Source organism: Saccharicrinis sp. 156, assembly GCF_050589685.1.
Classification (GTDB): Bacteria; Bacteroidota; Bacteroidia; order Bacteroidales; family Marinilabiliaceae; genus Saccharicrinis.
On record NZ_JBNGOS010000017.1, the window covers coordinates 12,063 to 25,946 of the forward strand.

General features: G+C 41.0%; 9 protein-coding genes. All 9 read right to left on the minus strand.

Annotated elements, in window-relative coordinates; genetic code table 11:
- Positions 1-76 precede the first annotated feature (76 nt).
- The 9 genes from bglX to ACRD64_RS12175 all read right to left on the minus strand — a co-directional run bounded on the left by bglX (position 77) and on the right by ACRD64_RS12175 (position 13,808).
- Complete coding sequence (bglX, locus tag ACRD64_RS12135) at positions 77-2,344, minus strand: beta-glucosidase BglX (protein WP_430933631.1); 2,268 nt, start codon at positions 2,342-2,344, stop codon at positions 77-79.
- A 255-nt stretch (positions 2,345-2,599) separates the two neighbouring features.
- Positions 2,600-4,987, minus strand: coding sequence for a glycoside hydrolase family 3 C-terminal domain-containing protein (locus ACRD64_RS12140; RefSeq protein WP_430933632.1), 2,388 nt, complete (start codon positions 4,985-4,987; stop codon positions 2,600-2,602).
- 71 nt (positions 4,988-5,058) lie between these two features.
- Positions 5,059-6,546, minus strand: a complete 1,488-nt coding sequence (locus ACRD64_RS12145; protein ID WP_430933633.1) for a glycoside hydrolase family 30 protein — start codon at positions 6,544-6,546, stop codon at positions 5,059-5,061.
- 188 nt (positions 6,547-6,734) lie between these two features.
- Complete coding sequence (locus ACRD64_RS12150; protein ID WP_430933634.1) at positions 6,735-8,087, minus strand: MFS transporter; 1,353 nt, start codon at positions 8,085-8,087, stop codon at positions 6,735-6,737.
- Between the two features lie 70 nt (positions 8,088-8,157).
- Positions 8,158-8,967, minus strand: a complete 810-nt coding sequence (locus ACRD64_RS12155) for a glycoside hydrolase family 16 protein (RefSeq protein WP_430933635.1) — start codon at positions 8,965-8,967, stop codon at positions 8,158-8,160.
- 13 nt (positions 8,968-8,980) lie between these two features.
- On the minus strand, positions 8,981-10,426 hold the full coding sequence (locus ACRD64_RS12160) for an MFS transporter (protein ID WP_430933636.1): 1,446 nt from the start codon (positions 10,424-10,426) through the stop codon (positions 8,981-8,983).
- A gap of 76 nt (positions 10,427-10,502) precedes the next feature.
- Positions 10,503-11,561, minus strand: coding sequence for a glycosyl hydrolase family 17 protein (locus ACRD64_RS12165; RefSeq protein ID WP_430933638.1), 1,059 nt, complete (start codon positions 11,559-11,561; stop codon positions 10,503-10,505).
- Between the two features lie 289 nt (positions 11,562-11,850).
- Positions 11,851-12,771: a glycosyl hydrolase family 17 protein gene (locus tag ACRD64_RS12170; protein ID WP_430933639.1), complete on the minus strand. Its 921-nt coding sequence runs from the start codon at positions 12,769-12,771 to the stop codon at positions 11,851-11,853.
- A 143-nt stretch (positions 12,772-12,914) separates the two neighbouring features.
- Positions 12,915-13,808 (minus strand): glycosyl hydrolase family 17 protein, encoded by an 894-nt coding sequence (locus ACRD64_RS12175; protein WP_430933640.1) that lies wholly within the window; start codon positions 13,806-13,808, stop codon positions 12,915-12,917.
- Between the last annotated feature and the right edge of the window lie 76 nt (positions 13,809-13,884).

Here is a 13,884-nt window from a genome sequence, read left to right on the forward strand (position 1 = left end):
ATAAATTGTAAGTTTCAATTTTTAGAAATATCATTTTTGGACACCCTCTTTAAATAGTTTTTAGTATTTTATTTTTTTATTTCAGTTCAAAACTTCCTGTTAAGCCTTCTTGCGAGCTGGTACCCACCATCACGTCGAACATACCAGGCTCAACCATAAATTCTCCGTGCCCATTGTAAAACCCAAGTTCATCTTCTGTTAAGGTAAAGTTAATGGTTTTAAATCCATTGGCTTTGAGGCTGATCTTCTCAAATCCTTTTAGTTCTTTAACCGGACGCACCACTGCCGCAGCCCTGTCGCGAATGTATAACTGAACCACTTCTTCGCCTTCCACATCGCTTGTATTGGCAACTTTTACAGATACTTTCACGTTTTTAGGGTCGGAGCTGTCAATATACAGATCGCTGTATTCAAACTCGGAATAACTCAGTCCAAAACCGAAGGGAAAAAGAGGGCTGTTTTTCTCATCAGAATAATGTGACCAAAACACGTTCTTTTCTCTGTTTACAGGGCGACCTGTGTTAAAGTGATTGTAATAAATAGGGCATTGGCCTACACTACGAGGGAACGACATGGGTAATTTACCCGAAGGATTGTACTCGCCAAACAACACATCGGCAATAGCATTTCCGGCTTGCGACCCCAGTTGCCATGCTTCCACAATGGCAGGAACATATTCAGCAGCCCATGGCAACGCCAGCGGACGTCCGTTCGTCAATACCAAAACAACGTTTTTGTTCGCCTTGTAAACCTCTTCCAACAGCTCTTGTTGCACACCGGGCAAGTTGATATTGGTGCGACTACGTGCTTCACCGGAATGAAAACCATGCTCTCCCAATACCATTATGACTACCTGGGAATTTTTAGCCAGTCGCACTGCCTCTTTGAATCCGCTTTTATCGCTTTTATTTATATTCAGCTCCATCACAAAATTTACATCACCAGTAACCACATCGGCTCCTTTGGCATATTTGAAATTGGAGGTGTGCTTTTTCAGTCCTTCCAACACCGACACTGCGGTGCCGTCATCGGAACCGATACGCCAACTTCCCAATGGACTTGTTTTGTCATCTGCCAGGGCACCAATCACGGCAATTTTCTTCTGGTTTTTAGCCAACGGCAGTAAATTATTCTCGTTCTTTAATAATACGATGGACTTGCGAGCCATATCCAATGCTGCCGCCTGGTGATCTTCGTGATACAACAATTCTTTTTCTCTGTCTTCGTCGCAGTATTTATACGGATCATCAAACAGGCCTAATTCATATTTTACCCTTAGTATTCTGCTGGCTGCTTCATCCACAACCGATTCGTCAACCTTACCTTCTTCAACCAACTCCACAAGATAATCTACATAAGCATAGGATTCCATATCCATATCGGAACCCGCGTTGGCGGCATGCATGGCAGCTTCCTTTAAATCGGCAGCAAAGCCATGGTTGACCATCTCGAAACCACTGGCCCAGTCGGAAATCACATAACCTTTAAAACCCCATTTTTCTTTTAAAATATCACGTTGCAAAAACTTGTTACCTGTAGCAGGCACACCGTTTACAATATTAAATGCGTTCATCACTGTTTTAACATCCGCTTCAACCGCTGCCTTAAAGGGTGGAAAAACAATATTGTATAAGGTTGAGGTCCCGATATCTACCGTGTTATATTCTTTTCCTGCTTCCACAAAGCCGTATGCGGCAAAGTGCTTGGCACAGGCTGCCAGCGTGTTATTGGCCGACAAGTCATCACCTTGAAATCCTTTTATACGTGCCACACCAACCTTGGCTCCCAGGTAAGGATCTTCTCCTGCACCTTCCATCACGCGTCCCCAACGGGCATCGCGGTAAATATCGACCATTGGGGCAAAGGTCCAGTTTATTCCGATAGCCGAAGCCTCGATCGCTGCTACACGAGCCGACTTTTCTATGGCTTCCAGGTCCCAACTGGCAGCTTCACCCAATGGAATAGGCGCTAGTGTTTTATGACCATGTATGACATCCAAACCAAAAATCAACGGGATTCCCAGGCGAGTTTCCTCAACAGCTATTTTTTGTAATGCTTTTACTTGCTCAACTCCCCTGACGTTAAGAAATGAGCCCACCATTCCCTTTTTAAGGTGCTCATATTTCTTTTCTGCATTACCTCCGGTTGGTGCCGGGCCGGTAGCATCGTAAAACCCACTGTACTGCACCATCTGCCCCACCTTTTCTTCAATGGTCATTTTAGTTAGAAGGGCTTCAACCTTTTTTCCAATATCATCTTGTTTCATATTTGAACTTCCCTGACTACATGCATTAAGCACAAGAATAGCCAAAACTGCGATAATTGATAAGTTTGTGTTTTTCATATACTGTATAAATTTTACTTTCATTTGTCAAATAGCCTTACAAAATGCTGCGCAACCACCTTTCCCGAACTAGTTTTAGGTAGGTCAACCAGGCCCTGGCCGGAAGCTCGCCCGTCAATCATCTTCGAATTAAATTCGAACTCACCTAATCAAAAATTATATATTATTGCTTACGGTTCGTTTCATGATTACTATCCGATAATTTTCTACCGCAATATACCGCTTTATGACTTTCGGACGCAATCTTAAACCACATCAAAAACTCACATTTTCTACTTCCTTAAAGGTAATCTTTTCCGGCGTGTAGGTTAATTTATTGCATTTTTCAACAATCTCTTTTACTTGCTGATGTCTTACTTCGCCGCTGGTTATGTACGGCAACTTAATTATAGGATGCTCCAAAAAGAATCCCGGAATATTAGCTTCGTCCACTGATTTTCCTTCTGGCACCCATCCCCCAATCCATTCCGGCATATATTCTTTAATGAACTTGCGGGTTTGTTTGTTTTCCCATAGCTCCTTTACAAAAGTATATTCATCCACCATCATCGGTAATCTTTGCGTGGATTTTAAGTGAATCGTTTCCGTTTTGCGGATATCTCTTGAAGAAGCGGCCGCTGAAATAACAAACGCACCACTTTCCGCCACCCAGGTGTCTCTTTTAGCATCATAATACGAGAAATCGCGACCGCTTAATTCAAAAACAACCTTTTTTGATTCTCCGGGAGCTAATTCAACTTTGGCAAACTTTTTCAGTTCCTTCTCCGGACGTTGTAATGTGCATTCCGTATCTGACACGTACAGCTGAACTATTTCTTTACCCACTATGCTTCCTGTATTTTTTACAGTTACCGTGATCTCCAGAACATCCTTATCCGTAATATTTTTAGAAGATACTTTTATATCGGTATATTCAAATTTGGTATAGGATAAGCCATGACCGAACGGAAAAAGCGGTTCAATCTTCTTTTTATCGTAATAACGATAACCTACAAATATACGCTCGCCATAGAGCACGTCTCCCTGCTCGCCCGGAAAGTTTAAAAATGCAGGGGTATCTTCTAATCGAACGGGAAATGTTTCCGCCAGCTTACCGGAAGGGTTTACCTTTCCGAACAAAACATCAGCTACACCGCCGGCTCCTGCTTGTCCTCCCAGCCAGGCTTCTAACACAGCTTCCACATCCTTAACCCAAGGCATGGCAACCGCACTTCCGTTGGTTAAAACAACAACCGTATTCTCCTGGACTTCTGCGATTTCAGCAATCAACCGATTGTGAGATATCGGCATATCGATATGCTTACGATCAATTCCTTCCGACTCGTAGGACAATGGCAAACCTGCGAATATTAAAGCGATATCAGCCTCCTTTGCCACTTTAACCGCTTTTTCAATGAAGCTTACATCATTGTCATCTTTTAAAGTATAGCCTTGTGCATAAGTAATCTTCACCCCTTCACCATACTCCTTTTCAATAATATCATAAATATTATCCAATTGCGTCGGCTTAACTTCTGAACTTCCATTCCCTTGATAACGAGGATTTTTAGCAAATTCGCCTATAATAGCTACCTTTTTATATTTTGTACTGCTAATTGGCAATACCTGCTTCTCATTTTTTAATAAAGTGGCCGCTTCTGAAGCAACCTTTCTTGCAAAAGCATGATGCTCCTTAACTTTTTGATCTGCCCCTTGTTTTTTCAGTGCATCGGCTTTTAATACTATCTTTAAAATATCCCGTACAATATTATCCAAAACAGCTTCTTCCAGCTGACCATTTTTCACCGCCTCCAGCAATATGTTGTCATTTACATCGCTTACATGTGGCATTTCTATGTGCATGCCCGCATGCAATGCTTTAACCCTGTCAACAATAGCGAACCAATCAGAAATTACGATTCCTTCAAACCCCCAGTCTTTTTTAAGTATGTCGGTTAAAAGATATGGACTCTGTGTACCATACTCCCCCTGAACCCTGTTATAGCAAGCCATTACTGTCCATGGCTGCGCTTTTTTAATAGCCATCTCGAATGGTGTCAGGTAAATTTCGTGCAGCGTTCGCATATCTACATTCGAGTTCATAAACATACGCATGGTTTCTACGTTATTGGCCACAAAGTGCTTTAAGGAAGTTCCCACGCCCTGGCTTTGGACACCGTTTATGTATGCAGCTCCCATCTCGCCTGAAAGCACTGGATCTTCGGTAAAATACTCAAAGTTCCTTCCTCCTAATACCGAACGCTTAATATTCACTCCGGGACCCAGAAGAACATTGACATCCAAAGCCTGACATTCTTCGCCCAATGCTTGCCCAACTTTGTAAATTAAATCAACATCCCATGTTGCAGATAAAGCTGAAGCGGTAGGAAAACAAGTTGCGGGTAGCTGGTCGCCATAACCTGCCTTATTGGTGGCCGGTGCACGTCTTAACCCGTGCGGACCATCGGACATCCAGATCCAGGGAATATTCAACCTTTGGATAGATTGTGTACTCCAATCGTCCCTGCCCGAACAGAGCAATACCTTTTCTTCCAAACTAAGTTGAGATACAAGCTCATCTACTTTTTTTTGAATATCATTACCTTGAGCTTTCATAAGTATTGCAATGAATAGAAATGTAGATACTAATAAAATTCGTTTCATGAGATTACCATTTTTTTTTAAACACCACATGTAATTCGCCAAATTTGATCATACACAAATAAAAATCTGTACTATTCAGATATGATAACCGTTTGGATGGCCTTAGCACTTATACGAATATCCTTTGTGCTTTCTCCCAGGGAAAGCTTAATGCTTTTTGCCTGTTGTTCCATGTTCAAAATAACAACAGCCACCGAACCATCAATATTCTTTGCTGCTGTAACCATCAAGTCGTCATCCGAATTATTAAAACCTATACGGACTGCCCCCGGCCGGATATATTTACTAAAATGAGCCATGGTATGATACAAAGGTGTAAAGTATACTTCATCTTTATCCGGATCCACTATCACAGGTGCCACGCACCAATTTTTAAACCAGTTGGGTCCGCCTTGCCTGTTCAGTACCATATTCCAGTCAATCCATCCGTCAACCCAATTATTCAAACTACCTATTATATTTCTGGCATAACGGTACACAGGCACATACTTAGGATGTAAATACTTTTGATCATCTGGTGCCCAATCCCAGCCCCAGTCTGTAGCCTCTTTCGCCCAGTACCACGCATCATCTTGCCAATGCGGCACTTCTGCATCCACACAAGCCTCTGAATTAATGATGGATTTTTCAGGAGCCATTTCATGTGTAAAATTTAATGACTCAGGGAACCAATCGTAAGTACTAGCATACCAATGAATGGCCATACCATCAAAATATTTAGATGACTCTTCATCTTTATACATTACCCTGGCCCACTCTTCCAGTTCCTCTCCCCTATTCTGGTCATAGCCAAATATCTTAACATCCGGATGCGTTTTTTCCAATTGCGGCCCCATATGATTCTTTACAAAATCGACCATCTCTTCTGCCGAAAAGTGCATGCTCTCCCAGTTATTATTGTTACCCAAAGGCTCATTTTCAACCGTTAATCCCCAAATATCAATTCCTTCCGCTTTGTATGCATCAATATATTTTGAAAAAAACAAAGCCCATGTATCATAATATTCCGGCAGTAATTTTCCACCTCTCCAGTCCTTGTTATCCTTCATCCAAGGAGAAGCCGTCCAAGGAGAAGCCATAATTTTAAATCCATCTTTTGATATGGCTTGCGCCTCTTTAATCATCGGGATAATATCGTCACGGTCTTCATCTATCGAGAAATGTTTTAACTCCTTATCACCTTCAACGGGAGCATAGGAATAGTTGCTTACCGAGAAATCGCAAGAATTGATATGTGTTCTGGTTAATGAATAAGCAGCGCCTTCAGGACCAAAATAAGCGCTTAGTATCTTTTCCCTGTTTTCTTTGCTGAGTTGATTTAACAAATAAGCCGAAGCTTCTGTAAAAGATCCACCAAAACCGGTGATCGTCTGGAATTTTTCTTCTGGATGAAGCATAACTTCCGCAGGGTTTTCAACATTTTTAAATTCAGTTACCTTTTCCAGTTTATGTCCATCTACAGAAGTTTCGTATACATCAAAATTTAATGATGATTTTGAATTACAGCTCATAAGGATGATAATACTAATGATTGCTGTGATGAAAGTGGTCGTTTTCATGGTTTCTATATTTCAATTTGTAATGGTTCCGACGCAAAACCTAATTTCATAAAACAATTACGTTTGTGTTGCGTTGGTATGGTATTTTTATATACTTAGGGCGATACCCTGGACCAGGTTCTATAACCTTTTCAGGGTATTCTTGCCATCTCAGGCCTTCATTTCCCTTGTTACTTTCTCCCTCTTGCTCATTCTTCCGCTCTTCTTGCTTCCAGATCATTTTGCATGACCAGTGACGTTTTGTGATCGATGCTATAGAAGAAAAGCAGTATGGAACATGACATATATAGTATGCCGGGGAAAACGGAAATCATCATTTTAATACCGGTAATAGCTGATTCTGTTTGCTCAACATTTGGTTCAAATTTATATAGGGCCAACAACCATCCCGCCAAAGCTCCTCCTATTCCCCATCCTGCCTTTTGGGCGAATGTAGCAGCCGAGAAAACCAACCCCGTTGCACGACGACCTGTTTTCCATTCTGAATAATCAGCTGTATCTCCCAACATTGTCCACAACAAAGGTACAGCAGGAGCATATGCCATTTTAGCTAAAATATTGAAGCCATATATCATATAAGTATTTTCCGGACCTGGTAAGTATAGCAATATGAAAAAGAGACCTGAAAGAAGGGAACTGGCCAAAAATACGTTTCTGTTTCCAAACTTTTTTGCCAGTGGTTTTGATATAGGTATCGTGAGAATTAAGGCTATGGTACCAATAACGTTGAATAGTTGCACGTTTTCAGCATTACCGATATAATACTTAAAATAATAGGCTACCGCCAGGTTTTGCATGGCAAACATCACAAAGGAAATAATGCCTACAAAAAACAAGATGACCCAAGGTCGGTTTTTGAAGAGGTTTTTAAGATCTGCTTTTAAATCTACTTTCTGTTCTTTTGGTGGCTGTACCCTCTCTTTGGTTGACTTAAAGGTAATGACAAATAATATCAAGCTGATAAGCGCGAACAATGTAAGTGTATATTGATAACCTTTTGCACTGTCGCCTCCTCCAAAATAGTTGGCCAATGTCAAGGCCGTTCCCGAAACGATCAATTGCCCCACAAATGCGAAAATAAACCGATAGGAATTCAATCCAGCTCTTTCAGTGCTATCTGCCGTCATCACTGCCCCAAGAGAGGAATAAGGAAGATTGATTGCAGTAAAAACGGTCATTAACAACAAATAGGTGACTGCGGCATAAATCACTTTACCCGTTTCACCAAAATCAGGCGTGGTAAATGTCAACACTGCCAAAACACTGTAAGGCAAAGCCATCCATAAAATATATGGTCGGAATTTTCCCCACCGGGTGTTGGTCCTATCGGCAATAATACCCATTATCGGGTCGTTCAGGAAATCCCACGAGCGGGCGATAAGCATGATGGTACCGGCTGCGGCTGCCGAAATCCCAAAGGTATCCGTGTAAAAGATTAGAATCCAGAACCCTACCATATCCCATACAAAATGAGAAGCAGTATCGCCCAGACTATAACCGATTTTTTCTTTGATGGATAATTTCGCTGTTATTTTGTTCATTGTTTATTATTTTACTCGCCGTTTGACTTTTGACAGATTGAGAATAGTCACACGGTGAGTTTATTACATTTCACTTCTTCTGATAAATCCTTACATAATCCACTTCCATGGTTTGGGGAAAGGCAAGGCTGTCTATTCCTTCAACGCTTCCCCATGCGCCTCCTACTGCCACATTCAAAATCAAATAAAATGGTTTATCATAAGGCCATTTGTCTACTCCCAGTCCCTCATTTCGATAGGTGAAATAAAGGTTATCATCCACATAGGCCTTCATCACCTCCGGTGTCCATTCAAGAATGTAAGAATGAAACTCTTCATTGACACCTTCTATTTTTACCGTAGCAGTTTTTTGTGTCTGCTTTTGCCATTGGTAATCCTTGGAATGTGCCGAGGCATGGATTACGCCCAAATCGTGCCCTACATGTTCCATGATATCAATCTCACCTATATTGGGCCAATCACCATCATCAAAGGTCCAGCCGCCAGGCATCATCCATATGGCCGACCAGGTTCCTCTGGCATCCGGTAATTTGGCACGCACTTCTACCTTACCATATTGCCAATCTGCTGTGGAGATTAATCGGGCTGAAGTGAAGTTTTTATCCTGATATGGTTCCTGAATGGCCGTGATATTCAGAATGCCATTCTCCACCCAGGCATTCTCCTTTCGTTCCCTGGTGTAGAATTGTTCTTCGTTGTTACCCCAACCATGTGGGTTGCCCTCCTGGTCGTAATCCCAAAGGGTTGAATCGGGTAAACCTGTATATTCAAATTCATCCTCCCAAACCAGCTTATATTCGTTTTTAGACGTGCAAGCTGGTAATATAGACATGCCAACAAAAAATAAAGCTATCCATGTCATTTTTTTTAACTGTCTCATAATATATTTATAATTATTTTTCTCCCTGATGATGCACTTTACCACGACGGGCAATTAAGGCTTCTCTTATTTCGTTGGCTTTTTCTTCGGTAACATCGTACTTACGCATTACCACAATGGCTATAATACCTGTAAATATAGGTATGATGATATCTGCCAATCGAAGATTAGTCATTGTTTCTATTGTTTGTACTTCTACATCCTGGTTGAACCCTACATACTGCAATACAATACCACTGGTTAATAACGCAAGTGCAGTACCCAATTTTACCATCCACCAATATACGGCACCAAACATGGCTTCGCGACGCTCTCCGTTGTTTAATTCGTCCAAATCACAAACATCTGCCGTCATGGACATCATTAATGTAAATAATCCACCTATACCAAAAGACAAGAATGGAATAGGCATAAACATTAACCAAGGATTATCTGGTGTATATCCCCACCATTTAAGAGCGTATCCAATAATAGAAAGGAGCGTTGCAATAATAAAAGCATTCTTCTTTCCAACCTTTTCCGATATCTTTGTAACAATGGGAATAACTAAAAATGCGGTAGCCATAGCACTGATAGTTCCGAACCATGCCGGCCAGGATCCTGCTGCTGACTTATCACCATTAAAAAGATAATACACAATAATAAACATGGCAAACTGTGCAATAGTTTGGAAACCATTAAATATTAAAAACGTTGAAGTACAAAGCTTTACAAAGGGCTTGTTTTGTAAAGTTAATTTAATACCCTTTAAAAATTCTTTTACATTATTGGCCATTTCAGCTCTGGAAAGATTTTTAATCTTATCCTGTTCTGGCACAATTAATTCTTTGTTAAACAAAGCAGGCATTATCCCCAAAATCATACATACTCCCCCTACCCAAACCGACATAATACGTGCTCCTTCGGGTGCTGTTTCAAAGATAGACTCATTATAGATAATTACCCAAAACCAAGGGGCTACCATCCATGCAATTTGTCCCATAAATTGAGACACAGCCATTAATCTTGTTCTTTCGTTATAATCAGGTGTCATTTCGTACCCCAAACCAATTAATGGAGTAGCAAAAATGGTATAACCGATATAGAAAAAAATGGAAACAATTAAAAAGTAAAAAAAGTTATAAAGCTCAGAATTTTGCGGATTTAATTGCCACATAATCATAAACGACACTCCTGAAATTACACTACCTAATAGAATATATGGTTTTCTGCGACCCCATTTCGATTTAGTGTTGTCAGATATAAAACCCATAATTGGATCAGTTAAGGCATCCAACAAGCGTGGTAATGCCCCGAGTATTCCTGCAAGAATCGGTGACATACCCAACGACATGACCAAAACAACCATAAACACACCTAAAGCAGCCGGAAATAACTGGTTGGCTAGGTGTCCTGAACCAAACGCCATTTTTTGTCCGAAGGGGACTTTGTCTTCCTTCACTGTTTTAATATGTGTCATATTTTGTAGATTTTAGATTTCATTTTTGTAGATGTTTATTCATATACCACCCGATTATACGGGTAGTTGTATTCTTTTATAGTTCAGGATAAATCCCCTTCATTACTTTTTTAGGTTTGCGATCTACGGTAAATATTCCCCAATGTTTTTCGGCCCCAAGTGAATTATCTGGATTACCTTTCCAGTCCTCATCAAAGGCCTCAAAAAAGAAGGTGGTGATATTGTTTTCCTTTGACCATTCCATTATCCAGTTATAGTATTGTTTCTGTTTTTCCTCACTGGCCCTTTCTCCAAATTCTGAGGCTACCGATGCCCAACCTGCTTCTGTAATTACTATTTTACTACCAGGCAATGCGCTTTGCACTTCTTTAACATTCTCCACCGTATATACTATTCCCTCATCCATATCTTTTCCCTCCCAAACCGGGTAAACATGAATCGAAACAAAATCCACCACGTTGGCCAGCTCAGTTCCATGATCGGCCCACCACTTATAGTTATCAGCAACGGTTACAGGTTGAGATATCTGGCTTTTTACATGATTTACATAGGAAATGATAGTATCTGGTGAAACTTTGTGGTCGTTCCAATCCACCAAACACTCGTTACCCACGTTTACAGCACAAATAATTTCCGGGTATGCGTTTGCCAGCTTAATGCCATTGGCAATTTCCGTCAAATTTTTCTTCTTATTCTGATCTAACTCATCCTGAGGTATGGGTTCTGAAAGCCATTCGCAAGTTTCGTGCGCACTGAGTTCCGCATCGAGCCAAATACCTAATAAAACTTTAATATCGATCTTGTTTTCTTTGATGACGTTCAACACCATTTGGGTATTCACTCCGCTATCGTAAAGTCGGATCAACTGGTACATATTGTTTTTTGACAGGATATGAAGGTCCTCCAGTATTTCATCGTATGACGGATTAACGGCTCCGTTGCCTCTATCAGGGTGTTGACCGCTTCGGAATCCGGAATAACAGATGGCGGCGGACAAACCGGACAATAGGGCCGATTTTGGTTGTATCATTTCAATTTCATTCTCCAGCTCCACTGATGACACCTTTTTTTGCTTAGGTGATTGACATCCTGCCAAGACAAAAAGGATTAGTGTTATTTTCCAGAGTGATTTCATATCCTATAGTTTATTTTTCCATCCTTGTATCCCGACGCAAAGTTTGTTTACACATTTCTCAACAACGTGATGCGTCGGTTTAATTTTTTTATTTTACCCAGAGCATCGCCCTGGGCTTTTACGATATCCCCCCTTCAGGGCTTGATTTACATTTCGTAATCGCACTCCAGACAAACTGTGGTTATTAACCTCACCTCCCGTAGTAAATTCGGGACTACCTGTTCCGTGCTTGTCACGGAAGGCGCTTTGGGGCTTTATTCCGCTCTCCGCTCTCCGTTCTACCTGTTACTTAAAACAAATGCTGCATCACTTTTTTAGGTTTTCTATCCACGGTAAACAAGCCCCAGTGTTTCTCAGGTTCGTTGGCGTCCGGTGATCCTTTCCAAGGTTCATCGAAAGCCTCAAAAACAAAAGTCAAAATCCCCTCTGCATTACACCAATTCATTAGATCATTATAATAAATTTGTTGCAAATCCTGACTGACATTTTCCGGGTCAATACCTCTACCGTTTGAGTTAGTTGCCCAACCCGCTTCTGTGATTACCACAGGTTTATGCGGATATCTATCTGCGATTCCATAATAATTCTGTTTTGTATATTCCAGTGATTCATGGATATGTTTGTATTCCCAAACGGGATAGGTGTGGATAGAGATAAAATCCACCTCTTCTACTAATTTCTTTAGCTTATCTTTCCAGGGCACATAATTTTCGCAGAATGTCACCGGTTGTTTGGCTTCTTTTTTCACCATTCTTACATATTCAATCACGCTATCAACCGGAACATAATGATCCGTCCAATGTACCGTGGCTTCATTACCTACGGAAAGCGAAAAAATAATGTCGGGGTATTTGTTAGCCAGCTTAATCATTTTTTGGATTTGCAACTGGTTCATTTCTTTGTTTGAAACCAGTTCATCCTCCGTGTAAGATCCTCCCCAAGGGCAACCGAAGTTGTTCATCTCGGCACCTATATAAGCACCCAACATCACCTTAAAATCCAGGTTTTCGTTCTTGATGGCTTCCAACACCAGGTCGGTTTGCTTATCGCAATCGTACAACCTCAGGTATTTCCAGTGACCTTGCAAAATCAGGAGATCTTCTTTGATTTGATCATACGACGGATATATGTCTCCCGGTGCTTGTCCTTCGCGGAAACCAGAGTAACAAATAGCCCTACCCGGCTCTATATTTAGTTCTTTAATTTTCATACTTAATTTTAGTATCCCCGAAGTTGACTAAATTAGAGGCTTCGGGATCTCATTTTGTTCAACATGATTCAAGTATCAAGACACATGATTTTTATTTACACAACATATCAAATCTTGATACTTGCGACCTGATACTTATCTAATTATGCTTCTATATATTTCAGCTTCTCGTCTTTGTCCCAGATACCCCAATAGGCTCCCACATCACCTTCCGAAGATGTTTTCCAGGCTTCGTCGAAGGATGAGAAATAGAACATTTCGATACCTTCTTGTTTTGACCATTGTTGAGCATTGATAAAGTATTTCAAGGCATTTTCGATTGAGGCTTCTGCACCATAAAAGCCGCCCCCAGCATTGGGCCAACCTGTTTCCGTAATAATTACCTTTTTACCTTTAGCGGCCATCAAAGCCCTTCGGTACATATCCTTCATGTACAAAAAAGAATCATCCAGAGAACACCCCTCCCAAAATGGGTAGCAGTTAGCCAATATTACATCACAGGCATCTGCTACCGTTTGACGGTTGCAAAACTCATAGTAAGCATCCACGTAGCCCACAGGAATGTCCGGCAGTTCATCTTTTACCCGCTTGATAAAATTAAGTAACTCTTCCTCCGTTAAATCTTCCCTATATAAAACTTCGTTACCAACAGCCACAATATCAGCATTACCTTCCTTGGCCACTTTAATCACATTGGTGATTTCCTGCTCGTTGATTTCAGCATCGGTACCTAACCAGGCACCCACCAATGTTTTCATACCTTTTTGTTTGGCTATAGCAGGAATCAGTTCATTGCCCTCGGTACATGAAAAGGTTCTTACCCATTGGGCATAAGGTTTCATAATATCCAGCCTGCGCACTATTTGTTCACGGCTTAACTGATCTCCGGGCTTTTGCCCTTCAACATAAGGACTCATGCACAAACCATGCATTCCCTGGTTGAGTGTTTTTTGATACAACGACAGTAAATCACCGTATTTCTTTCCTGAAAAATTCACCCCATAAAGTGAGAGTAACTGTTCTTTTCTTGCTGACATGGTTATAGTACTAACTTGTTTTGTTCAATTTCCGAGGCAAAGCCTGTTTGAATCCATCAAATTCAAGTGCTGAGTC